The 23,402-nt window shown below is 68.3% G+C and carries 22 protein-coding genes and 1 riboswitch; of the genes, 11 read left to right on the top strand and 11 right to left on the bottom strand.

Annotated elements, in window-relative coordinates; genetic code table 11:
- Nucleotides 1-97: 97 nt before the first annotated feature.
- Nucleotides 98-1,282: a S1C family serine protease gene (locus E0H50_RS22420; RefSeq protein ID WP_131291661.1), complete on the top strand. Its 1,185-nt coding sequence runs from the start codon at nt 98-100 to the stop codon at nt 1,280-1,282.
- Between the two features lie 120 nt (nt 1,283-1,402).
- Nucleotides 1,403-3,010: a phosphoglycerate dehydrogenase gene (gene serA, locus E0H50_RS22425; RefSeq protein ID WP_131291663.1), complete on the top strand. Its 1,608-nt coding sequence runs from the start codon at nt 1,403-1,405 to the stop codon at nt 3,008-3,010.
- Nucleotides 3,011-3,195: 185 nt separating this feature from the next.
- Here serA and E0H50_RS22430 read toward each other — a convergent pair whose 3' ends face one another.
- Complete coding sequence (locus E0H50_RS22430; protein WP_130387539.1) at nt 3,196-3,762, bottom strand: O-methyltransferase; 567 nt, start codon at nt 3,760-3,762, stop codon at nt 3,196-3,198.
- Between the two features lie 146 nt (nt 3,763-3,908).
- Here E0H50_RS22430 and E0H50_RS43065 point away from each other — a divergent pair, with 146 nt between their 5' ends.
- Genes E0H50_RS43065 through E0H50_RS22440 form a run of 3 tightly spaced genes read left to right on the top strand, consistent with a single transcriptional unit; the run spans nt 3,909 to nt 6,249 of the window.
- A complete protein-coding gene (locus E0H50_RS43065) occupies nt 3,909-4,064 on the top strand; it encodes a hypothetical protein (protein WP_165547249.1) in 156 nt (51 codons plus the stop codon).
- Nucleotides 4,061-5,110 (top strand): 3-isopropylmalate dehydrogenase, encoded by a 1,050-nt coding sequence (locus E0H50_RS22435; RefSeq protein WP_131291665.1) that lies wholly within the window; start codon nt 4,061-4,063, stop codon nt 5,108-5,110. The genes E0H50_RS43065 and E0H50_RS22435 overlap by 4 nt, the downstream gene beginning before the upstream one ends.
- A gap of 47 nt (nt 5,111-5,157) precedes the next feature.
- Nucleotides 5,158-6,249, top strand: a complete 1,092-nt coding sequence (locus tag E0H50_RS22440; RefSeq protein WP_131291667.1) for a branched-chain amino acid aminotransferase — start codon at nt 5,158-5,160, stop codon at nt 6,247-6,249.
- 50 nt (nt 6,250-6,299) lie between these two features.
- Here E0H50_RS22440 and E0H50_RS22445 read toward each other — a convergent pair whose 3' ends face one another.
- On the bottom strand, nt 6,300-6,791 hold the full coding sequence (locus E0H50_RS22445) for a hypothetical protein (RefSeq protein ID WP_131291669.1): 492 nt from the start codon (nt 6,789-6,791) through the stop codon (nt 6,300-6,302).
- A 103-nt stretch (nt 6,792-6,894) separates the two neighbouring features.
- Between E0H50_RS22445 and E0H50_RS22450 the strand changes: the two genes are divergently transcribed.
- From E0H50_RS22450 to E0H50_RS22460, 3 genes are all read left to right on the top strand, one after another.
- Nucleotides 6,895-7,293 carry a hypothetical protein gene (locus E0H50_RS22450; RefSeq protein WP_131291671.1) on the top strand — a complete coding sequence of 133 codons (399 nt, stop codon included), beginning with the start codon at nt 6,895-6,897 and terminating at the stop codon, nt 7,291-7,293.
- 237 nt (nt 7,294-7,530) lie between these two features.
- A complete protein-coding gene (cimA, locus tag E0H50_RS22455; protein WP_131291673.1) occupies nt 7,531-9,120 on the top strand; it encodes a citramalate synthase in 1,590 nt (529 codons plus the stop codon).
- Nucleotides 9,117-9,353: a hypothetical protein gene (locus E0H50_RS22460; protein ID WP_131291674.1), complete on the top strand. Its 237-nt coding sequence runs from the start codon at nt 9,117-9,119 to the stop codon at nt 9,351-9,353. Before cimA ends, E0H50_RS22460 begins: the two co-directional genes overlap by 4 nt.
- Here E0H50_RS22460 and E0H50_RS22465 read toward each other — a convergent pair.
- Genes E0H50_RS22465 through E0H50_RS22485 form a run of 5 tightly spaced genes read right to left on the bottom strand, consistent with a single transcriptional unit; the run spans nt 9,346 to nt 15,124 of the window.
- Complete coding sequence (locus E0H50_RS22465; protein ID WP_165547250.1) at nt 9,346-10,815, bottom strand: glycoside hydrolase family 3 protein; 1,470 nt, start codon at nt 10,813-10,815, stop codon at nt 9,346-9,348. The two genes, E0H50_RS22460 and E0H50_RS22465, sit on opposite strands and share 8 nt — an antisense overlap.
- An 18-nt stretch (nt 10,816-10,833) precedes the next feature.
- Complete coding sequence (locus tag E0H50_RS22470) at nt 10,834-11,655, bottom strand: carbohydrate ABC transporter permease (RefSeq protein ID WP_131291678.1); 822 nt, start codon at nt 11,653-11,655, stop codon at nt 10,834-10,836.
- Complete coding sequence (locus E0H50_RS22475; RefSeq protein ID WP_131291680.1) at nt 11,652-12,614, bottom strand: carbohydrate ABC transporter permease; 963 nt, start codon at nt 12,612-12,614, stop codon at nt 11,652-11,654. The genes E0H50_RS22470 and E0H50_RS22475 overlap by 4 nt, the downstream gene beginning before the upstream one ends.
- Before the next feature lie 6 nt (nt 12,615-12,620).
- On the bottom strand, nt 12,621-13,910 hold the full coding sequence (locus E0H50_RS22480; RefSeq protein WP_131291682.1) for an extracellular solute-binding protein: 1,290 nt from the start codon (nt 13,908-13,910) through the stop codon (nt 12,621-12,623).
- On the bottom strand, nt 13,907-15,124 hold the full coding sequence (locus E0H50_RS22485) for an ROK family protein (RefSeq protein ID WP_131291684.1): 1,218 nt from the start codon (nt 15,122-15,124) through the stop codon (nt 13,907-13,909). Before E0H50_RS22485 ends, E0H50_RS22480 begins: the two co-directional genes overlap by 4 nt.
- A gap of 154 nt (nt 15,125-15,278) precedes the next feature.
- Here E0H50_RS22485 and E0H50_RS22490 point away from each other — a divergent pair, with 154 nt between their 5' ends.
- Both E0H50_RS22490 and E0H50_RS22495 read left to right on the top strand, forming a co-directional pair.
- The gene (locus E0H50_RS22490) at nt 15,279-15,725 is read left to right on the top strand and encodes a MarR family winged helix-turn-helix transcriptional regulator (RefSeq protein WP_131291686.1); all 447 of its coding nucleotides are present in this window, start codon (nt 15,279-15,281) and stop codon (nt 15,723-15,725) included.
- 305 nt (nt 15,726-16,030) lie between these two features.
- The gene (locus E0H50_RS22495; RefSeq protein ID WP_202868289.1) at nt 16,031-16,393 is read left to right on the top strand and encodes an isochorismatase family protein; all 363 of its coding nucleotides are present in this window, start codon (nt 16,031-16,033) and stop codon (nt 16,391-16,393) included.
- A gap of 13 nt (nt 16,394-16,406) precedes the next feature.
- On the opposite strand, the gene E0H50_RS22500 is transcribed toward E0H50_RS22495, so the two are convergent.
- The gene (locus E0H50_RS22500; RefSeq protein WP_131291688.1) at nt 16,407-17,246 is read right to left on the bottom strand and encodes a helix-turn-helix transcriptional regulator; all 840 of its coding nucleotides are present in this window, start codon (nt 17,244-17,246) and stop codon (nt 16,407-16,409) included.
- A 171-nt stretch (nt 17,247-17,417) separates the two neighbouring features.
- Between E0H50_RS22500 and E0H50_RS22505 the strand changes: the two genes are divergently transcribed.
- Complete coding sequence (locus tag E0H50_RS22505; RefSeq protein WP_131291690.1) at nt 17,418-18,362, top strand: SDR family oxidoreductase; 945 nt, start codon at nt 17,418-17,420, stop codon at nt 18,360-18,362.
- A gap of 183 nt (nt 18,363-18,545) precedes the next feature.
- Here the strand turns inward: E0H50_RS22505 and E0H50_RS22510 are convergent, their stop codons facing one another.
- The 3 genes from E0H50_RS22510 to E0H50_RS22520 form a co-directional block, all read right to left on the bottom strand.
- The gene (locus E0H50_RS22510) at nt 18,546-19,586 is read right to left on the bottom strand and encodes a ribonucleotide-diphosphate reductase subunit beta (RefSeq protein WP_238151143.1); all 1,041 of its coding nucleotides are present in this window, start codon (nt 19,584-19,586) and stop codon (nt 18,546-18,548) included.
- The gene (locus tag E0H50_RS22515) at nt 19,583-22,369 is read right to left on the bottom strand and encodes a ribonucleoside-diphosphate reductase subunit alpha (RefSeq protein WP_238151144.1); all 2,787 of its coding nucleotides are present in this window, start codon (nt 22,367-22,369) and stop codon (nt 19,583-19,585) included. The genes E0H50_RS22510 and E0H50_RS22515 overlap by 4 nt, the downstream gene beginning before the upstream one ends.
- Nucleotides 22,370-22,526: 157 nt before the next feature.
- Nucleotides 22,527-22,694, bottom strand: a riboswitch (cobalamin riboswitch).
- A gap of 60 nt (nt 22,695-22,754) precedes the next feature.
- Nucleotides 22,755-23,336 carry a DinB family protein gene (locus E0H50_RS22520; RefSeq protein WP_131291694.1) on the bottom strand — a complete coding sequence of 194 codons (582 nt, stop codon included), beginning with the start codon at nt 23,334-23,336 and terminating at the stop codon, nt 22,755-22,757.
- Nucleotides 23,337-23,402: the final 66 nt, after the last annotated feature.

Consider the following 23,402-nt stretch of genomic DNA (forward strand, 5'->3'; position numbering starts at 1 on the left):
AGGGCCCGGACCACCCAGGTGGGTGGTCCGGGCCCTTTTGTTTGACACAATGTGTGACGGTTGTGGTCTGTACTGGTGATTTGGGGGAGGGCGGGCGGTGGAGGACGGCAGGAGCGGGGTTCCGCGGCCGCCGCGGCGGGTTCCGGCGGGAGCCGGCACGCTGACCCAGCTGGAGGCTCCGACCCGGTCGTCCGGTGCCCAGCCGCCGCCCCGCGGCCCGTGGATCTTCGGCCGGATCCTCGCCGGTCTGCTCGTCCTGATCGTGATCGTCGCGGGCGGCGCCGGCGCGGGCTGGTACGTCCGCGCGCAGAGCCTGCGGATCGACACCGCCGCGGTGCTGACGTCGGCCGGCCCGGCCGTGGTCCGGGTGCTCGCCACCACCTGCGCCGGCACCGGTGAGGCGTCCGGCGTCGTCATCGACAACGGGCGGGTGCTGACCGCCGCGTCGGCGGTCGACCAGCCGAAGTCGATCATCGTGGTGGCCCAGGACGGCCGGATCCGGCGCGCCAACCTGCTCGCCACCAGTGCGGACGGCGTCGCCGTCCTGCAGTCGATCGGCTTCAACGAGTCGCCGCTGCGGCTGCCGGCGGCCGATCCCGAACGGAAGGCCGAACGCGCGCTGGTCGGCTACACGGCAGCGGGCAAACAGGTCGTCAACGCGGTCGGCTCGGAGGCCGACCCCGAGCCGCTGAGCCAGTTCATGAACGCGGCCAAACTGGGCGGCCCGGTGGTCGGCAAGTCCGGCGAACTCGTCGGCCTGGTCACCGGCGACACGGTCCAGGCCAGCACCATCGTCCCGCTCAGCAAACTCCGCGGGTACGTCGCGCAGGCGCCGTCGGGCGTCACGGTCGGGACGCTTGGAGACTGTCCGGAGTCCCGCGGTCCGCAGAGCCCGATCGCGCCGGTGCTGCAGGTCGCGAACACGCCGCTCGCCCGGGAGGCGCAGCGGGTGCTGACCAACTACCTGACCCTGCAGAACCAGCACGAGTTCGGCAAGGTGCGGGCGTACTACTCGCCGCGGTTCGCCGGCGCCCTGACGGAGGCACAGGATCGGGACAAGCACCTGACCTCGTACTTCTTCAATCCGAGGCTCACCGACCTGGCGCCGGACGGCTCCTCCGCGCGGATGGCGTACAACGTGCTGTACGCGCCCACCGCGACCGGTGCCGGCGGCCAGAACTGCACCCGCCTGGACACGACGTTCTACCTGGTCCGATCGCGCGGCCAGTTGGTCATCGACAGAACCGTCAAGGCCTCGGAACCAGTCGCCTGCGACACCTAGGGGGTGTCATTCGGGTCGCCGTTCACGGTGTGGAGTGGACGGGGTACCATCGAAGGCAGCGGGCACAGCGCGGTGCTCTGTTCTCGATGAGCCCCTACCGCTTCTGCAGGAGATTCCTCCATGTCCTCACTGACTGACGTAACCCGGCCCGTCGTCCTGATCGCCGAAGAGCTCAGCCCGGCCACCGTCGAGGCGCTCGGCCCCGACTTCGAGATCCGCCAGACCAACGGCGCCGACCGCGCCGAGCTGCTGCCGGCCATCGCCGACGTCGACGCCATCCTGATCCGCAGCGCCACCAAGGTGGACGCCGAGGCGCTGGCCGCCGCGAAGAAGCTGAAGGTCGTCGCCCGGGCCGGTGTCGGCCTGGACAACGTGGACGTGAAGGCCGCCACCCAGGCCGGGGTGATGGTCGTGAACGCGCCGACCTCCAACATCACCAGCGCCGCCGAGCTGGCCGTCGCGCTGCTGCTCGCGTCCGCGCGCCGGGTCCCGGCCGCGAACGAGTCGCTCAAGAAGGGCGAGTGGAAGCGCAGCAAGTACTCGGGTGTCGAGCTGTTCGAGAAGACCGTCGGCATCGTCGGCCTCGGCAAGATCGGCGTCCTGGTCGCGCAGCGGCTGGCCGCCTTCGGCATGAACGTGATCGCCTACGACCCGTACGTGCAGGCCGGCCGGGCCGCGCAGATGGGCGTCCGGCTCGCCACCCTGGACGAGCTGCTGGCGACCAGTGACTTCATCTCCGTGCACCTCCCGAAGACCCCGGAGACCATCGGCCTGATCGGCGACGAGCAGCTGCACAAGGTCAAGCCCGAGGTCATCATCGTGAACGCGGCCCGCGGCGGCATCGTCGACGAGCAGGCGCTCTACTCCGCTCTGAAGGAAGGGCGGGTAGCCGGCGCCGGGCTGGACGTGTTCGCGTCCGAGCCGTGCACCGACTCGCCGCTGTTCGAGTTCGAGAACGTCGTCGTCACGCCGCACCTCGGCGCGTCCACCGACGAGGCGCAGGAGAAGGCCGGCATCGCGGTCGCGAAGTCGGTGCGGCTCGCGCTCTCGGGCGAGCTCGTCCCGGACGCGGTCAACGTCCAGGGCGGCGTGATCGCCGAGGACGTCCGCCCGGGCATCGGGCTGACCGAGAAGCTCGGCCGGATCTTCACCGCGCTGGCCGGCGGCGTCGCACAGCAGCTCGACGTCGAGGTCCGCGGCGAAATCACGCAGTACGACGTGAAGGTGCTCGAGCTCGCCGCGCTCAAGGGTGTCTTCGCGGATGTCGTCGAGGACAACGTCTCGTACGTGAACGCGCCGCTGCTGGCCGCCGAGCGGGGCCTCGAGGTCCGGCTCGTCACCGACCACGACAGCCCCGAGCACCGCAACCTGATCACGCTCCGCGGCACCCTCGCCGACGGCGCCCAGGTGTCGGTGTCCGGCACGCTGGTCGGCGTCCGGCAGTCGGAGCGGCTGGTCGAGATCGACGGGTTCGACCTCGAGGTGGAGCTGTCGGCGCACCTGGCCTTCCTCACCTACGAGGACCGGCCGGGCATCGTCGGGCAGATCGGCCGGATCCTCGGCGACGCCGACGTGAACATCGCCGGGATGCAGGTCAGCCGGGACCGCAAGGGCGGCAAGGCACTGGTCGCGCTGTCGGTCGACTCGAAGATCGAGCCGACGGTGCTCGACGACATCAGCGCCGCGGTGCAGGCCGACACGGCCCGCACCGTGGACCTTGAGGCGTAGTCAACCCAACGACTGCTTTACTGAAGGCGGTCAGCCGCCCGCAGGCGCATGGCGGCTGACAAGGGCCCGGGCTCAATAGCCCGGGCCCGCCTTTCGTGGGTGAGCGTCCGAGATGCCGGGTTTACGTCCGGGATCCGGGACGCAAACCCGGCATCTCGGACGTAGACCCACCAAATGCCGAGGTGTTAGTGGCGGGTGGCGAGGAGTACGGCGGCGTCGGGGGCGACCATCACCTCGACGGTGGTGAACCGCTTGTCCATCAGCCATTCCTGGCGGAGCGTGTCGACGCGCCCCTCGTACATCGGCGGCCAGACGGCCGACGGTGTGAAGTCGTCCAGTACGACGAAACCGCCCGGCTCGACCACGTCCGCGATGATGTCGCGGGCGGACAGCTTCGCCTCGCGGGCGTCCACGAACAGCAGCGCGAACGGGCCGCGCTCGATCAGTGCGGTCCAGTCGGCGGAGACGACCTCGATCCGCTCGTCGTCGGCGAACAGCTCCGCGACCACCTGCGCGAGCTGCGGATCGCTCTCCGCGGTGACGATCGACGTGCTCTCACCGGCGCCGCTGCGCAGCCACGCCGAGCCGACGCCGCAGCCGGTCCCGAGCTCGCCGAGCAGGCCGGTCTTCGAGGCCGCGAGGGTGGCGAGCAACCGGCCGGTCTCGTTCCTGGTGGAGCTGACGAATCCGCGCCGGCCGGACAGGCTGAGGGCCGCCGACACCAGCGGCGGCAGTTCTGGAGGAGCACTCACCGGGTGAGAGTCGCACAGGTCCGGTCCAGTGACCCCACCCGGATCTCATATTCCGGGACAAGCTGCCCGCATAGTGGAGAAATAGTCGGATGTGCGAGTAAATTCGTCCGCATCCTGCCGCCCACGACATATTTGGGAGCAGCCGCATGTACGACATGTATCCAGCCAACTGGCCGTCGATCGACGCGCGCGAGCGGAAGGCGACCCGGCGTCGCCGCAGCGCCCGCCCGGCGAGCGACGAGGTCAAGGCTGTCCAAGAGGCCATGAACCGCCGTGACAATGGGGGAGAACCCAAGAAGTGAGCGAGACGAAGAACTTCACGCTGGCCGTCGTCCCCGGCGACGGGATCGGACCCGAGGTGACCACCGAGGCGCTCAAGGTCCTCGACGCGGTCGCCGCACAGCACGGCGTGACGTTCGACCGGACCGAGTACGACCTCGGCGCCAAGCGCTGGCACGCCACCGGTGAGACGCTGCCGGACGCCGAGCTGGAGGAGATCCGCAAGCACGACGCGATCCTGCTCGGCGCGGTCGGGGACCCGAGCGTCCCCTCCGGCGTCCTCGAGCGCGGTCTGCTGCTCAAGCTCCGGTTCACTCTCGACCACTACGTGAACCTGCGGCCGTCGAAGATCTACCCGTCCGTCGGCTCCCCGCTGGCGAACCCGGGCGAGGTCGACTTCGTCGTCGTCCGCGAAGGCACCGAGGGCCCGTACGTCGGCAACGGCGGCGCGCTCCGGGTCGGGACGCCGGCCGAGATCGCCACCGAGGTGTCGGTGAACACGGCGTACGGCGTCGAGCGGGTCGTCCGGGACGCGTTCGCCCGCGCGCAGGCCCGCCCGCGCAAGAAGCTGACGCTGGTGCACAAGAACAACGTGCTCGTGCACGCCGGCCACCTGTGGAAGCGGACCGTCGACGCGGTCGCCGCCGAGTTCCCCGACATCACGGTCGACTACCTGCACGTGGACGCGGCGACGATCTTCCTGGTCACCGACCCGTCCCGCTTCGACGTGATCGTCACCGACAACCTGTTCGGCGACATCATCACCGACCTGGCGGCCGCGATCAGCGGCGGGATCGGGCTGGCCGCGAGCGGCAACATCAACCCGGACCGGACCGCGCCCAGCATGTTCGAGCCGGTGCACGGCTCCGCGCCGGACATCGCGGGCCAGCAGAAGGCCGACCCGACCGCGGCGATCCTGTCCGCGTCGCTGCTGCTCGAGCACCTCGGCCTGACCGAGGCGGCGAAGGCGATCGAGGACGCCGTCACGGCGGACATCGAGGAGCGCACGGACGCCGTCCGCAGTACCGCCGAGATCGGCGACGCGATCGCCAAGCGCGCGGCGGGCTGACCGATGGATGCTCGCCTGACCAGTTGGTGGAGAGGTACGGTGCGGCTATGAGCGCCGATCTGCAGTTCACCGTTGAGCCAAACACCCAACCGGCCAGCGACGACCAGCGCGCCCAGATCCTGGCGAACCCGGGATTCGGGCAGTACTTCACCGACCACATGGCGATCGCCACCTGGACGGCCGAGAAGGGCTGGCACGACGCACGGATCACCGCCTTCGGACCGCTGGAGCTGTCTCCCGCGACCTCGGTGTTCCACTACGCCCAGACGATTTTCGAAGGGATGAAGGCGTACCGCCATCCCGACGACTCGATCCACCTGTTCCGCCCCGAGGCGAACGCGATCCGCTTCCAGCGGTCCGCGCACCGGCTCGCGCTGCCGGAGCTGCCGACCGCGGCGTTCCTCGACTCGCTACGCAAGCTGGTCGAGATCGACCGGGCCTGGGTGCCGGGCGGCGGCGAGACGTCGCTGTACCTGCGGCCGTTCATGTTCGGCTCGGACCCGTTCCTCGGCGTCCGCCCGTCGGCCCAGGTGACGTACTGCGCGATCGCGTCGCCGGCCGGGTCGTACTTCGCGAACGGCGTGAAGCCAGTCCGGATCTGGCTGAGCGAGGAGTACACCCGCGCGGCACCCGGCGGCACCGGTGCGGCGAAGACCGGCGGCAACTACGCCTCCTCGCTGCTCGCCCAGGCCGAGGCGATCGAGCAGGGCTGCGACCAGGTCGCGTTCCTGGACGCGGTCGAGAAGAAATGGGTCGAGGAGCTCGGCGGGATGAACCTGTACTTCGTCCTCGACGACAACTCGGTCGTCACGCCGGAGCTGTCCGGCACGATCCTCGAGGGCGTCACCCGGGACTCGATCCTGAAGCTGGTCACCGACCTCGGCCACACGGTCACCGAGCGCAAGATCTCGGTCGACGAGTGGCGTGAAGGCGCGGCCTCCGGCAAGGTCCGGGAAGTGTTCGCCTGCGGCACCGCCGCGGTCGTCACCCCGGTCGCCTCGCTGAAGTGGAAGGACGGCGAGACCCAGATCGGCGACGGCAACGGCGGCCCGGTCACCGCGGCCGTCCGCACCGCCCTCCTCGACGTCCAGTACGGCCGCGCGGCCGACCCGCACGGCTGGATGACCCGCATCTCCTGATCCCACCCGATCCACCGACGGCCCGGCGCGCTGCGCCGGGCCGTCTGCTGTCAGGAGCGGATCTTCTTGAGAGCGACGATCGAGACGACGGTCGCGAGGATCCACAGGCCGATGGCAACCGTCGGCGCGCCGGTCCAGGAGACCGTGGTCCGGATGCTGCCGTCCGGCTGGTTCGCGACGACGACGATCGTCACCACCAGCCCGGCGATGCCCATCAGGACCGCGGTGCCGGTCTCCGGCCGGACCAGCAGGAACCCGATCGCCAGCAGCAGGTACAGCAGGAAGAGAACGGTGCCCAGAGCCTCCATCGGCGACTTGCTGCCCGGAGTGAGGCCCAGCAGGCTGATTCCGCTGTAGAGGCGGAGTTCGTCCACCGACCTGCTGTGTCTGGTGAGCCAGGTCGGTGCGAGCGTCACCAGCAATGCGAGCCCGATTCCGAATCCCATCAGCCGGAACTGCAACCGGCTGAGCGCGCCCGAGGGCCGGAACAGGGCGGTCCGGACGTCCTCGTCGGAGGTGTCACGACTGTCCGCATCGCTCACTTCGGTATCCCTTCTCGCGGTCTCGAACTCACAGCATCTTTTCAGGTCCGGGGGTGGACAGCTGATCGGCATCTGTCGCTTCGGTTCGATAGGGTCTGGCGACATGAGCGGCTTCCCGGACGACGTCGAGGGGTACTACGCGGAGCTGGCCGAGCGGCGGAGGTGGTCGGCGGAGACGGTGGCCGCGATCCGGTCGACCGTCGAGCTGATCCGGGATCTGGATCGCGGGACGGCGTCGCGGACGTACGGCGCGGCCGTCGACGACTACGGCACCGACTGGCTGTACGAGGCGGTCTGGCACGAGCGCGAGTGGGTCGTCGTCCGCCAGCTCGGGGTCGGCGAGGACGGCGACGTACGGCGGTATTGGTGGCAGCGTCTCGAGGACGACGAGGGGATGCTCACCGACCAGGCGCTGGACCGCGAGGACTGGGGCCTGCGCCCGCTCACCCGTGAGGACTTCTACACGGCCTGGGACGACCCGGGCTGGTCCCTCAGTGCTTGATCTTTGGGCCTGAACTCCAGTACGCGCCGCAGTACTGAATGTTCGTGATGCGAGACAGCGTCGTCATGGTCCGGACATTGTGTGGCAGACTGCGAAACGTCATGAAGCACTATCGGGTGATTATTTCCTAGGCGCGCTCAGCTTGCTGTACCTGAGCGCGCAGACCTCTCGCACCTTGCGGGAGGTTTTTTGTTTGCCCGTATCGACGCCGCACACCCCTCCGGAAGGCCGACCCCCATGAGCATCTCGGACGATTTCCACGTGTACGACACGACTCTGCGCGACGGTGCGCAGCAGGAGGGTCTGGCGCTGTCCGTGGCCGACAAGATCGCCATCGCGCAGTACCTGGACGAGCTGGGGGTCGGTTTCATCGAGGGCGGCTGGCCGGGCGCCGTACCGAAGGACACCGAGTTCTTCGAGCGGGCGAAGACCGAGCTGCACCTGCGGCACGCGACCTTCGCCGCCTTCGGCGCGACCCGCAAGCCGGAGGCGGCCGCCGCTGACGACCCGCAGGTCGCGGCCCTGCGGGAGTCCGGCGCCGGCGTCGTCACACTCGTTGCCAAGAGCCACGACGCGCACGTCGAGCGGGCCTTGCGGACGACGCTCGACGAGAACCTCCGGATGGTCGCGGACACCGTCCGGCACCTGCGGGACCACGGTCAGCGGGTCTTCCTCGACACCGAACACTTCTTCGACGGCTACCGCGCGAACCGCGCCTACGCACTCGAGGTAGTACGGGTGGCCGCCGAAGCCGGCGCCGACGTGGTCGCCCTCTGCGACACGAACGGCGGGACCCTCCCGAGGGAGCTCCAGGACGTCGTCCGCGACGTCCTCGAGAACACCGGGGCACGGCTCGGCATCCACTGTCACAACGACGCCGGCTGCGCGGTGGCGAACTCGATCGCCGCCGTCGAGGCCGGCGTCACGCACGTCCAGGGCACGATCAACGGGTACGGCGAGCGCACGGGCAACGCCGACCTGCTGGCGGTCGTGGCCAACCTGGAACTGAAGCGCGAGCAGCAACTGCTCCCACCGGGCAAGCTCGCCGAATCGTTCCGGATCGCGCACGCGATCGCCGAGGTGACGAACGTGCCGCCGTCGAACCGCGCGCCGTACGTCGGCCTGTCCGCCTTCGCCCACAAGGCGGGCCTGCACGCCAGCGCGATCAAGGTGGACCCGGATCTCTACCAGCACACGGATCCGGCGAAGGTCGGCAACGACATGCGGATGCTGGTGTCCGAGATGGCGGGCCGGGCGAGCGTCGAGCTGAAGGGCCGCGAGCTCGGGTTCGACCTCGGTAACGACCGCGACGTGGTCACCCGGGTGACCGAGCGGGTCAAGGAGATGGAGTCGCGCGGCTACACGTTCGAGGCCGCGGACGCGTCGTTCTCGCTGCTGCTGACCGAGGAGGTGACGGGCAAGCGGGCGTCGTTCTTCGACGTCGAGTCCTGGCGCGTGATCACCGAGTCGCGGGCCGACGGCGAGGCGGTGTCGGAGTCGACCGTGAAGCTGGTCGCGGGCGGCGAGCGGGAGATCGTCACGGGCGAGGGCAACGGCCCGGTGAACGCGCTCGACCACGCGCTGCGGACGGCGATCGAGCGCGCGTACCCGGTGGTGAACAAGTTCGAGCTGGTCGACTACAAGGTCCGCATCCTCGACCAGGGGCACGGGACGGACGCGGTGATCAGAGTCCTGATCGAGACCGCGGACGGCGAGGGCTCCTGGGTGACGGTCGGGGTCGGCCACAACATCGTCGAGGCGTCCTGGGAGGCGCTGGTCGACGGCTTCACCTTCGGTCTGCTGCGCCACAAGGAGGTCGTGCGATGAGTCTGCTCGCAGTCGAACGGACGATGACGGTCTTCACCGCCGAGGTGGTCGAGACGGGCGGTCTGCTCGCGCGGATCGCCGTACTGCTCAACCCGTACGACGTCCGCGAGCTCGCCCTGTCGCTGGACCGGGGCGAGCTGCGGATCGTCGTCGAAGGCAACGGTTTCGACGCCGGGCGGGTGGCCGCCCGGCTCGAGAAGGTGATCGGCGTCCTCGCGGTGTCGATCAGCTGACGAGTAGGCGGCGGACAGCCGCTTCGGAGCAGACCCGCGCGCTGCCGAAGGTCTGGATCCAGCCCGCGAAACCCGAGTAGTCGACACCGGGGACGCCCATGTCGACGACGATCATGTCCGGGTGCTGGCCGTGCAGTTCCGCGATCAGCTTCTCCTGCCAGGCGAACCGATGAGCTCCTCGAACCATCAGAACCACCTGGCTGTCGGCGCCGTACTCCGACCGGAACTCCCCGACTCCGGCCCGGGCCATTCCAGGCCCGTTGTACGTCTGTCCCGACAACCCGATGCTCTCGACAACCTTCCCGGCGTCGCGGAGCAGTTGCTCCACACCCCAGCCCGAAGACCCGGCCGCGGGGGAGTGCGTCGGCTCCAGCCGAATGATCAGTACGGCGTCACTGCGCACCCGAGGATCTCCGTGCGTCACGATAACCTGATCGGCCAGCCGCTCGCCGAGCCCGTTGTCCCGCTCCGACAAATCCGCCCTGGTCCGCGTTCCCAGCCGAGCCAGCCGCTTGTTCGCGCTCTCCAACCGCTCCAGCGGCAACCGCCCGTTCTCGACCGCTTCGACCAGAGCCCCAGCCGCTACGTCCACATCGTCGAGAAAGGCCCATGATCCGAGGCAGAGCGCGTCGGCCCCCGCCTCGATCGCCCGTACGGCGGCCTCCGGCAGCGGCGCCACGTCCGCGATCCCGTACATCTCCAGCGCATCGGTGATCACCACCCCGTCGTACCCGAGCTCGCCGCGCAGGATGTCGGTCAGCAGCACCTTGCTGATCGTCGCCGGTACGTCGTCCACCTGCGGCACCAAGTCGTGCGACACCATGATGCTGTCGACGCCGGCCCCGATGGCAGCCCGGAACGGATCGAGGTAATTCGCCAGCAACTCCTCGCGGGACACATCGACGAGAGGTGTGGCGAGGTGAGCGTCGGTGCCGCTGAGACCATGCCCCGGATAGTGCTTCGCGCAGGCACTCACCCCGGCTGCTTGCAGACCCTCGACCCATGCCGCCGTATGCCGGCTGACCATCGCACGATCCGCCCCGAAGCAGCGGATGCCGTTCGGGCTCAGCGGGTTGACGGCCGTGTCGACCGCCGGCGCCAGGTCCCAGTCGATCCCGGCCGCGACGAGCGACAGCCCGATCTGGTACGCCGCCTGCCGGGTCAGCTGTACGTCGTCCAGCTCGCCCAGCGCACGGTTGCCGGGCATCGAGAACCCGCCGAGGTCCGCCAGCCGGCTGACATCACCGCCTTCCTCGTCGACCGAGAGCAGCACGTGGTCGCGCAGACCGTGCAGCTCCGCGGCCAGCTGCTCGAACTGCGGGCCGTCGACGACGTCCTTGCCGAAGATCACGAACCCGCCGAGACCGGCCTCGATCCGGGACGGCACCCAGTTCGGCACCTTCGGCCGGCCGAGCGCGGGGAACAGCACACCGTGGGCGAGCCGCTTGAGCTCTGCGTTCACTGGATCCTCCAAGGGAAATCAGCCTTTGACAGCGCCGGCCGTCATCCCGCCGACCAACCGGCGCTGGATCAGCAGGAAGACGATCAGCACCGGGAGCGAGAAGATCGCCGACGCCGCGATGGTGGCGCCGTTGTCGATACCGTCGGACGTCTGGAACGAGACCAGCCAGACCGGCAGCGTGTAGTTGTTCTGCGACTTCAGGAACACATAGGCGAACAGATAGTCGTCCCAGGCACTGATGAAGGCGAAGATCGAGGTGGCCACGATGCCCGGGGCAAGTAAGGGAAGCTGGATGTGCCAGAACGCCCCGAACCGGCCGCAGCCGTCGACCATCGCGGCCTCTTCGAGTTCCAGGGGGATCCCGGCCACGAAGCCGCGCAGGGTCCAGATCGTGAACGGCAGTACGAACGTCATGTAGGTGACGATCAGTCCGGGGACGAAGTCGATCGCGCCGACCGAGCGCAGCATCAGGTAGAGCGGGATCACCATCGCCGAACCGGGCACCATCTGCACCAGCACCAGGCCGACGAGGAACGCGCGGCGGCCGAGGAACCGGAACCGCGCCAGCGCGATCGAGGCTCCGAGGGCGACGATCAACGCGATCAGTACCGTCGATACCGAGACCAGCAACGAGTTGCGGACGTAGTGCAGGAACGGGCCGTGGGTGAGGGCGGTACGGAAGTTCTCCAGGCTCAGCGGCCAGGGGAGGAACTCCGGCGTCGCCGACAGGATCCTGCCGGGCTCCTTCAGCGCGGTCGCGAACATCCAGTAGACAGGGAAGATCACCACCAGCGAGACCAGGACCGCGATCGTGTTGGGTACGGCGCGCTTCCTTCTCATGCGATCGCCTCGTCCTGGGCGAACAGCCGCCGTACGTAGAGCACGGACAGGACGGCGAGCAGCAGGACCGTGATGATCGCGATCGCCGCGCCGCCGCTGTAGTCGTTGCGGGTGAAAGCCTCGAGGTACGAGTAGACGCCGAGGGTCGTCGTACCGCCGTCCGGGCCGCCTTGGGTCAGGACCCAGATGGGGGTGAACGAGTTGACCGACCAGATCACCTCCAGCAGCACGAGGACGGCGAGCACCGGGCCGAGGATCGGCATCGTGACGTGCCGCGCGACGGACCACCGCCCGGCGCCGTCCAGAGCAGCCGCCTCGTACAGGTCGCCGGGGATCTGGCCCATGGCGGCGTACAGGGTGAGCGCGACGAACGGCAGGCCCTTCCAGACGATGAGCGCGATGATCAGGAACAACGCCTGGCCCGGCGACGAGAACCAGTCGTGGGCGGAGAAGTCGCCGAGGATCCCGGCCCGCGTGATCACCCAGTTCAGCACGCCGTACTGCGGCTCGAACAACCACCGCCAGATCATCGTCGCCGACACCATCGGCATCGCCCAGACCAGGACCAGGCAGACCGACAGCAACACCCGCGCCCAGGCCGACACCTGCATCAGTAGGGCGGCCAGCAGGAAGCCGATCACCATCAGGCCCCCGACGCAGGTGACGCTGACGATCAGCGTGCGCAGCAACGTGAACCAGAAGTCGCTGTCGCCCAGCACCCGGGTGAAGTTGTCGACGCCGACGAACGGAGCCTCCCCGGTGAACAGCGACCGGGGCCCGAAGTCCTGCAGCGACAGCCAGATCAGCCGGACCAGCGGATAGCCGAGCACGGCCGCGAACGCGATCACCGCCGGTCCGATCAGCCCGTACGGCGTGAGCCGCGCGAGCCGACTGCCCCGTACAGCAAGGTCGGTTCGCGGCGGCGTTACCGATGCGGTCGCCTGGGTCAGCGAGGTCATCGGCCGTCAGCGCTGTCCGGACTGGGCGTTGAACGCTTCGGTCGCGTGCTTGTCGTACTCCTGCGCGGACTTCGCGATGTCGGCGCCCTTGGCGATCTTCGAGAAGAACTGCTCGTTGTAGCTCTCGGTCTCCAGGGTCGCCTCGCCCGGCGTGGCCGGCAATGCCTGGCTGACCGTGGCCGCCTGGGCGCCGAGCTTGAGCACCTCGGGAACGTTCCCCGTCGGCAGGAACGCGGTGACGATCGGGAGTTGGTGGATCGTCCGGGTCATGGTCTGCTGGAACGTCTTGCCGGTGATGATCTTCAGCCAGTCGACGGCCATGTCCTTGTTCGGGCTGTTCTGTGCGATGCCGATCGTCGAGCCGGCCACGATCACCGGTAGCGGCTTACCCGGCTCGTAGCCGGGCATGATGAAGTAGCCGGCGTCCGCGGCAGTCTTGGCGTTCTTCTCGGCCACCGCGCCCGGCTCCCACGCCTTGACGTAGATCATCGCGGCCTTCTGGTCGGCGAAGACCTGGTCCTGGTCAGGGCTGTCGGTGTCGGCGCCGATCGAGGACGGCGTCGAGCAGGCGTTCTGGAACTTCTTCCATTCCGCCAGGCCGGCCTGGTTCTCCGCGCTGCTCATCTGCGCGGTCCATTTGTTGTCCTTGTCGGTAGCGATCGTGCCGCCTTTGCCGAACAGGAACGGCATCCCGGCGAACCAGTACTGGCCAGGCATGTAGAAGGCCGAGAAGTTCGGCGTCGAGGTGTGCGCCTTGGCCAGCTTCCCGCAGTCGGCGATCAGTTCGTCGACGGTTGCCGGCGGCTTGGTGATGCCCGCGGCGGCGAACATCTTCTTGCTGTACATGACGGCTTTCGTTCCGCCGTACAGGGGAGTGGCGTAGAGCTTGCCCTGGTACGTCGACGGCCCGGCGAGGCCGGCGAGCCACTGGTCGGACGACTCGAACTCGCTCTTCTGGTCCGTCAGCTCGGCCAGCGCTCCGGACGCGGTCAGCAGCGGGGTCTGGGTGTTGCCCATCTCGACGATGTCGGGCGGGCTGTCGGAGGCGAGTGCCGTGGTCAGCTTGGTGACGATGTTGTCCCACTGCTGCACCTCGACGGTCACCTTGACGTTGGGGTACTTCTCGTTGAACTGCTTGGTGACGTCGTTGATGATCTTCTTGTCGCCGGGACCGCCGGTCATCATCCAGACCGTCAGTTTGTTCGTCGGCGCGGCTTTGCCCGGGCCGGAACCTCCGCAGGCGGCCACGCTGAGCGACAGCGATGCGAGGAGAGCCAAGGTCTTCCAGGGCTTCATGAGGGTTCCTCTTCGTCTGGTGGGTCGACGGCGCAGCCGTCCAGCTGGGCCACGACACCGTGGGCGGACGTAGTGATCGAGGCGACCTGGTGGCGGGCCACCCCGATCGCGGTGTAGTAACCGCTCAGGGCGGCGGCCATCGCACCCAGCAGGCCGCCCGAATCCCCGAGCACAGACCGGCGCAGATCGCTGTGCACGCCGACCGTCTCGTACGTCTCGTCGCTCACCGTCTCCAGCACGGAGTCGCTGAACGCCGCGGAGAAGCCGCCGGTGAAGACCACCGTGCTCGGCTCGTAGGCCAGGGCAACGATCGACACCAGATGCAGCAACGCCTCGTGGATCTCGTCGACGAGGCCACCGAAGCGGTCCGGTTCGGCGAAGACCTCGTCGGCCTTCCGGACCCGGTGACCGGCTTCGTGCGCGAGAGCGAGCAAACCGGCGCCGGACAGCAGGTCCCGCAACCGTTCCTTGCGGCCCGGCAGTCGCAGCCGGCCGAACTCGCCGAGCAGACCCTCGGGTCCCGCGAGCACCTGCCGGTTGAAGGCGATCGCCGAGCCGAGACCAGTCCCCAGGCTGAGCAGGACGACGGTCTCGTCCCGGGGCAACTCGCCGTAGTGCAGCTCACCCAGCAGTGCCAGGTTGGAGTCGTTGTCGATGATCGTCGGTACGCCGAGCTCCGCGGCGACCGTCTCGACGAAGGTGGTGCCGAGGATCTGCGGCAGGTTGAACGCGCCGACCACGCGATCCTTGGTGGAGGCAACGACACCGGGCAGTCCGATCGCCACGGAGGTGAGCGGTACGCCGTCGCCGTAGCGCTCGACCAACCCGAGGACCCGGGCCGCGATCCACGAGGCCAGCTCGGCGGCGCCCAGGTCGCGCGGTGTCTCGTCCCGGCAGCGGATGATTGCCGTACCGATGCCGTCGGCGATCACCATCCGGCAGTAGGTGCCGCCGAGGTCGATCCCGCACACCAACCCGGACAGCGGGTTGAACCCGAGTGCGGCTCCCGGCCGGCCGGGGCCGTCCCGGACGATCTTGTGCTGCTCCAGGGCCAGCCCGTCGGCGAGCAGGTCGTCCACGATCCGGGCGACCGTCGCCCAGCTGAGTCCGGTCTGCTCGACCAGTTGCCGTCGGTCGATTCCGGCACCGGACAGCAGCGCGGCGATCACCGCCCCGCGGTTGGTCGTCCGGGTGCCTCGTTCCAGCTTCGTCATTTATTCTCACGGTGAATAGAATTGGTTGAGCTGAGACGTTAGTCCGGTCCGCCGCGCCGTGTCCAGGGATTCCGGAAAGTGGTTGCCCTACCGTCGGCCGCTCAAATGACAGCCTGAACTGATCAGTCTGGACTGATTAGTTTTCGTGGCCGGTATGGAGATCTCGGCGTCTGCGGCGCGCGCGGCCACTGAGGTGCGGATCGTCTTCGGCCGGGTCAAGCGGCAACCGACGGCGCTCGCCGAGACCGATGATCTGACGCCGTCGCAATCGTCGGTGTTGAGCCGGCTGGACAAGGACGGGCCGGCGTCGGCCAGCGATCTGGCGGCGGCGGAGCGGATCCGGCCGCAGTCGATGGCCGCGATCCTGGCCGCGCTCCGCGACGCTGATCTGATCACGCGGCGCCCGGACCCTGAGGACGGCCGCCGGCAGGTGGTGTCGCTGACCACGGCAGGCCGGCATCGGCTGCAGGGGGATCGGAAGGTCCGGCAGGAATGGCTGGCCCGGACGTTGCAGGACCACTGCACGGAGGCGGAACGGCAGACCATCATCAAGGCGCTCGCCCTGCTGGACCACGCGACCGAGGCGGCGACCTACCGTTGACCGGCTGGCGCCGCACGCCCACGGCGGACGCGACGTGACGCCGCCGGAACGCTTCGGTCGCGGCAAGCTCGTTGCCGGAGGCCTCTTTCTGGTGACGGCCGCGGCAGGGCAGTTGTTCGTCGGCCCGAGTACGCCGATCTGGGTCCTCCCGCCGTCGTCGGTGCGCTCGTCTCGGCCGCGGCGAACGCCCACTTCCAGGACGGCGCAACCGCGGCCGGACTGCACGACCTGGCGATCTTCCTGCTCGTTGTCGCCGGACTGCTCCTGCTTGTCAGCTTCCTCGACCTACCCGAACAGAGAGGTTCATCCGTGTCTGTCACAACCCTCGATCCGAAGACCGCGCTCGTCGTCAGATCGTCGACGAGCTGGCCGGTCACGCCGAGGACATCGTGGTGACCAAGCGGAACTGGGGCGCGTTCCACGGCACCGACCTCGACGTACACCTGCGCCCCCGCGGCATCACCCAGATCGTGCTGACCGGCGTCGCCACCAGCATCGGCGTCGAGTCGACGGCACGAGCGGCGTACGAACACGGCTACCACGTCACCCTCGCTACCGACGCGATGACCGACCTGTCGGCCGACGCGCACGAGAACTCGCTGACCCGGATCTTCCCGCGCCTCGGCGAGACCGGCACCACTGCGGAGATCATCGCGCTGCTCCCCTGAGCCGGGTCGTCCCTCAGCTGAGCGTCTGTGTTCCGATGACGGACAGCATCTGGAGCTTCTCGTAGCTCTCGCTACCGGGAACGGCGGTGTAGACCAGCAGCGAGTGAGCCTGGCCAGGGTCGACAAGCCGCTGGCAGGTCAGCTCGAGCGCGCCGACCTCGGGATGGATGAAATGCTTGACGTCGTGCGGCCGGATCCCGATCTCGTGGGCTTCCCACGCGTGCCGGAACTCCTCGCTCTGGGGCAGCAGCAGCTCGGCCAGGTGGGCGGCGCGGGACTTCGGGCCGCGGAGGGTGACGAGTTCGCGGAGCCCGGCGGCGTACATCCGGGTCAGGAACGCGTGCTCTTGCGGTGCGTAGAGGTCCCGAGCGGTGGGATCGGTGAACCATCGGTAGCCGACGCTGCGGGCAGGACCGGTGTACTGCGTCGTGTCGCCGGTCAGCGCGACGCCCAGCGGGGACTGGCGCAACGTCTCGCCGAGTTCGGTGACGATCTCGGCCGGCGTGTCGTCCAGCCGATCCAGCACGCGGAGCAGACCGGGGCTGATGTGCTCGGTGGCGGCTCCCCTCGGCGGCGGGTTGTGCCCCGCGAGGCGGAACAGGTGGTCCCGTTCGTCGAGGGACAGATGCAGCCCTTGCGCGATCGAGGCGAGCATCCGGTACGACGGCTGCGGGCCCCGCTGCCGCTCCAGGCGGGAGTAGTAGTCGGCCGACATATGGCACAACGACGCGACCTCCTCCCGCCGTAGCCCGTTGGTCCGGCGGCGCTGCCCGCGCGGCAGACCGACGTCTTCCGGCTGCAGTGCCTGCCGCCGGTTGCGCAGGAACTCCGCCAGCCCCGTGCGATCGATCACTCCGCTCCTCCTCGTCGCGTCCTGTCTCGTTTCTACCGGTTGTGGGCGGAGGTAGCCACGACCTGCCGATCCCCCCATACGGAGGGGCCTGAGCCTGTGATCGAGAGGTCCTGGATAGGTGTGCGCGGTCCGTCGACCATCGATACAGACCCAAAAGAAGGAGTAGGACACATGTCCCGGAAACCGATCGAGCTCATCATCCCCAGCCTGTCCGGACAGCGCGCCGTGGTCACGGGGGCGAGCGACGGCATGGGCTTGGGCATGGCCGAACGCCTTGCCGGGGCTGGTGCGGAAGTGATCATGCCCGTCCGCAACCTGCGCAAGGGAGACGCCGCTGTCGCCGCTGTCAGGAAAGCCGTTCCGGACGCCAACGTGTCGCTGCGCAGTCTGGATCTGTCGTCGCTCGACTCGATCGCGGCTCTCGGCGACTGCCTGCTCGAGGAGGGCCGCCCGATTCATCTCCTGATCAACAACGCCGGTGTCATGACTCCGCCGAACCGGCAGACCACGGCTGACGGGTTCGAGCTGCAGTTCGGCACCAACCATCTGGGCCACTTCGCGCTCGTCGGACGCCTGCTCCCGCTCCTGCGCGCCGGCCACGCCCGCGTCACGTCGCAGATCAGCATCGCGGCCCGCCGCGGCACCATCAACTGGGACGACCTGAACTGGGAGCGCTCGTACGACGGGATGCGCGCGTACACCCAGTCCAAGATCGCGTTCGGCCTGTTCGCGCTGGAGCTCGAACGGCGCAGCCAAGCCCATGGCTGGGGCATCACCAGCAACCTCTCCCACCCCGGCGTGGCTCCCACCAGCCTGCTGGCCGCCCGCCCCGAACTGGGCCGCACCCAGGACACGTTCCAAGTCCGCCTGATCCGCGCTCTGTCGTCCCGAGGCATCCTGATCGGCACCGTCGATTCCGCCAAGCTACCCGCCCTGCTGGCGGCCACTGCCGCGACCGCCAAGCCCGGCACTCTCTACGGCCCCAGCGGTCCCGGTCACCTCGGCGGCCCACCCGCCGGACAACCCCTCTACCGCCCGCTACGCAGCACCACCGACGCCCAACGCATCTGGCGTATCTCCGAAGACCTGACAAAGACCACGTACCCGACCACCTGAGGACTGGCGTCGCAGTCTGAGGGAATTTCGTTGCTTGGGGGAGGTGGGCGGGCCAGCGTCGCGAGCAGGCCGACGACGAGGCCCGGCAGTTGTACGACGAGTTCCACGTGGCGTCGCCCGGCGTACAAGTGCGGCGGAAGGCCCGCGGGGCGGCGAGTTGCGCCGCGGGCCTTCCGGTCTGTGTCAGTCCCAGCTCAGGCCGCTGGCGGACTGGTACTCGATGACCCGGGTTTCGAAGAAGTTCTTCTCCTTCTTCAGGTCCATCACCTCTGACATCCATCCGAAGGGGTTCCGCGTTTCACCGAAGATCGGATCGAGACCTATTTGTTCCGCTCTGCGGTCCGTGACGAAGTGCATGTACTGCTCGCAGAGGTCCGCGGTCAGGCCGAGCATGCCGTTCGGCATGGTGGCGCGGCCGTAGGCGACTTCCAGTTCGCACGCCTCGGTCAGCATCCGCCGGACCTCGGCCTGGAAGGCGGTCGTCCACAGGTGCGGGTTCTCCTGTTTGATCTGGTTGATGCAGTCGATGCCGAAGTTCAGATGGATCGACTCGTCGCGCAGGATGTACTGGTACTGCTCGGCGATCCCGACCATCTTGTTCCGCCGGCCGAGCGACAGGATCTGCGCGAACCCGGTGTAGAACCACATTCCCTCGAACACCACGTAGAACGCGATCAGGTCGCGCAGGAACGCGGTGTCGGCTTCCGGCGTACCGGTGCGGAAGTCCGGGTCCTCCAGGTGCTGCGTGTACTTCAGCGCCCACGCGTCCTTGTCCGAGATCGACGGGACCTCGCGGTACATGTTGAACAGCTCGCCCTCGTCGAGACCGAGCGATGTACAGATGTACTGGAAGGTGTGCGTGTGCACCGCCTCCTCGAAGGCCTGACGCAGCAGGTACTGCCGGCACTCGGGGTTGGTCAGCTGCCGATAGACGGCGAGCACGATGTTGTTCGCGACCAGGGACTCCGCCGTGGCGAAGAACCCGAGATTCCGCTTCAGCATCAGGCGTTCGTCGTCGGTCAGGCCGTCTTTGGACTTCCAGAGCGAGATGTCGGCCTGCATCGAGACCTCGGTCGGCATCCAGTGGTTGTTGCACCCGGCAAGGTACTTCTCCCAGGCCCACGTGTACTTCAACGGGAGCAGCTGGTTCACGTCGGCGCGCGAGTTGATCATCGCCTTGTCGGCGACCTCGACGCGGGCCGCTCCGATCGAGATGGCGCTCACTGGCAGGCCTCGCAGTCCGGGTCGTCGATGGAGCAGACCGCTCCGGTGGGTTCGGGGACGGCTACGGGTACGGCGTTGAGCCGGCCGTCGGTGCCCTTCAAGGTGGACTTCTCCACATGGGTTGCTGACTGGGAACGCAGGTAATAAGTCGTCTTGAGGCCATAACGCCACGCCGACCGGTACAGCTCGTCGAGCGCCCGGCCGGACGGTTTCGCCATGTAGAGGTTCAGCGACTGCGCCTGGTCGATCCACTTCTGCCGTCGCGACGCCGCCTTCACCAGCCAGAGCGGGTCGATCTCGAACGCCGTCGCGTACAGCTCGCGCAGGTCCGCCGGGATCCGCTCGATCCCCGCGACCACGCCGTCGTGATACTTCAGATCCGACACCATCACCTGGTCCCACAACCCGCGTGCCTTCAGGTCGGCGACCAGGTACGGGTTGGCGACGGTGAACTCGCCGGACATGTTCGACTTCACGAACAGGTTGCTGTACGTCGGCTCGATCGACTGGCTCACGCCGCAGATGTTGGAGATCGTCGCGGTCGGGGCGATCGCCATCACGTTCGAGTTCCGCATGCCGTCCCGCAGGACCTTCGCGCGCAGACCGTCCCAGTCGAGTTGCGTGTCGCGGTCGATGATCACGTCACCGTCGCGCGCCGTGTGCAGCAGGTCGAGCGAGTCGATCGGCAGGATCCCGAGGCTCCACAGCGATCCGTCGTACGACGAGTACCGGCCACGCTCGGCGGCGAGCTCACTGGACGCCTCGATCGCGTGGTAGCTGATCTGCTCCATCGAGCGGTCCGCGAACTCGACCGCGGCGTCGGAGGCGTACGGGATCCGCAGCGTGAACAGCGCGTCCGCGAACCCCATCAGGCCGAGGCCGACCGGGCGGTGCCGCTGGTTGGCGCGCTCCGATTCCGGAGTGGTGTAGAAGTTCACGTCGATGACGTTGTCGAGCATCCGCACCGCGGTCTTCACGGTGTCGCGGAGCAGGTCGGCGTCGAGACCGTCCGCAGTCAGATGGGCGACCAGGTTGACCGATCCGAGGTTGCAGACCGCGGTCTCCTCGGTCGTCGTGTTCAGGGTGATCTCGGTGCACAGGTTCGACGAGTGGACGACACCGTCGTGCTGCTGGGGCGAGCGCAGGTTGCAGGCGTCCTTGAAGGTGATCCACGGGTGCCCGGTCTCGAACAGCACCGTCAGCATCCGCCGCCACAGGTCGACAGCCTTGACCCGCTTGAACACCCGAATCTCCCCACGATCCGCAGCGGCCTCGTACGCCGAGTACGCCTCCGCGAACGCAGCGCCGTACAACTCGTGAAGATCCGGCACCTCATCGGGAGAGAACAACGTCCACTCCCCGCCGGCCTCCACTCGCTGCAGGAACAGATCCGGCACCCAGTTCGCCGTGTTCATGTCATGCGTACGCCGCCGCTCGTCCCCGGTGTTCTTCCGCAGATCGAGAAACTCCTCGACATCGATATGCCACGTCTCGAGATACGCACACACCGCGCCCTTACGACGGCCGCCTTGATTCACTGCGACGGCGGTGTCGTTGGCGACCTTCAGGAACGGGACGACGCCTTGGGACTCGCCGTTGGTGCCCTTGATGTGGGCGCCGATGCCGCGGACCGGGGTCCAGTCGTTGCCGAGGCCGCCGGAGTACTTGGCGAGGAGGGCGTTGTTGCGGATGCCGGTGAAGATGCCGGACAGGTCGTCGTCGACCGTGGTCAGGAAGCACGACGACAGCTGCGGGCGGGTGGTGCCGGAGTTGAACAGGGTCGGCGTCGACGACATGAAGCGGAACGAGCTGAGCAGTTCGTAGAACTCGATCGCCCGGGCCTCGCGGTCGTCCTCGCGCAGGGCCATGCCCATCGCGACCCGCAGGAAGAACGCTTGCGGCAACTCGTACCGCACCTTGCCGAGGTGCAGCAGGTACCGGTCGTAAAGCGTCTGCAGGCTGAGGAAGGTGAAGTTCAGATCGGCCTCCGGCTTGATCGCCGCGGCGAGCCGGTCGAGGTCGAAGCGGCCGAGCTCCGGGTCGAGCTGACCGGCCTCGATCCCGACCTGGATGTAGCGCGGGAAGTAGTCGACGTACGCCGTGGTCATGTCGGCCTGGCTCGCCTGCCGGGGCTCGCCGTGGACGCGGCCCAGCGCCTCGCGGCGGATCTGGTCCAGCAGCAGGCGGGATGCGGCGAAGCTGTACTGCGGCTCGGTCTCGACGTACGACCGCGCGGCCATCACCAGCGCGAGCTCGACCTCGTGCTGCGGGATGCCGTCGTAGCAGGCGCCGAGGGTCTCGTCCAGGATCAGGTCGGGGTCGACCGCGTCGAGTCCGGCGGCGGCCTCGGCGACGATCACGCGGAGCCGGTCGACGTCGAGTGGGGACCGGCTGCCGTCGGCCGCGCGGACCGTCAGCGCCGGCTTCTCGGCGACGCCGGCCGGATCGGCAGGGGTGCGGGCCTTGGTCCGCTCCTCGCGGTACAGCACATAGGCGCGGGCGACCTGGTGCTCGCCGGCGCGCATCAGCGCCAGCTCGACCTGGTCCTGGATGTCCTCGACCTGCACGCTGCGCCGGGCGTCGCCGCGGGTGGTGAGGGCGGTGGCGACCCGGCCGGTCAGGTCGGCCACCAGGTCGCGGACACGGTGCGTGGCGCCGGCGTCGGAGCCCTCGACAGCGAGGAACGCCTTCGTCATGGCGACGGAGATCTTGGTGGCGTCGAACGGCGTACTACTGCCGTCGCGACGGATGACGGTGAGCTCCGTACGAAGCTCTGCCGCCACTGATGATGAGGAAGCAATGGTCACAGGTGTGCGCTCCAGAAGAGTTCGGAGACCCGGGACCACACGAGCGGGCGCATGACGGGACCGGCGGCACCGGCCGGGATCATTGCCGTCACGCCCTGCGACCCACCCGCGAGGTCTCGGACCGCGTGCACCGGCGGTACACGCACCGGTGGCAGGTATCCGGACTCGCGGGCACGCGTCGACAGCACGTCCGCTCACCGTTGCGGGGCAGCTCCGGAGTCGCACCGGATTCCCCTGTTGCCTCGGAATGATCAACATCTTGTGGTGCCGATCACTCCGAACCACCAGCAGTAGTGATGCTAGGTGGAATGATCTACATGTTGTGGGAACGCCACGCCGTGTTTCGCACATCTTGTGGTCCTCACGCCGCGACCGCGTAGAGGTCCTGGAGCGTCATGATCTCCGAGCCGTGGTGGATCAGCTCGCGATTCAGCCGCAGGACGACGTGGCCGAACGGTTCGGACGCGTCCAGTTCGTTGGCCTGGCTGAGGCCGATCGTCATCGCCGCGTCCTCGTCCAGGCCGGCGATCGCGTCCTGCCAGGCCTCGACCCAGTAGGTCAGCCAGGCGACCGCGTCCCGGGCGTTGCCGTGCAGGGTGATGTCGGCCCGCCCTTGCCGGCTCTCGCCGAACGTCCACTCCCAGCGCTCGAAGAACATCTCGGTCAGGTGCGCGATCAGCCAGGCGATCGTCCGTGGTCCGCGATGGTCCGGCTCGTCCGGCCACTGCGCGACCCATTCGCCCGACCCGAGCGGCCGGAACCGCCCGGCGTAGTGCCGCCGGACGACGGTGAGTGCCTCACTACCCGGCCGCCAGAAGTACTGCTCGTCGGTCAGCTGGGCGAGCCGCCCGGACAGCACCATCCAGCTGAAACCGAGCTGGCCGCGGACCATCGCCATCGCCGACGGCCGGTGCAGGATGTCCCAGTCGAACGCCTCCGGCATCACAACTCCCCTGTACGATCGAACATGTGTTCGAATTCTTGCTCGATCGCGACCGGAAAGTCAAAC

This window comes from Kribbella sindirgiensis (genome assembly GCF_004331435.1).
Lineage (GTDB): Bacteria > Actinomycetota > Actinomycetes > Propionibacteriales > Kribbellaceae > Kribbella > Kribbella sindirgiensis.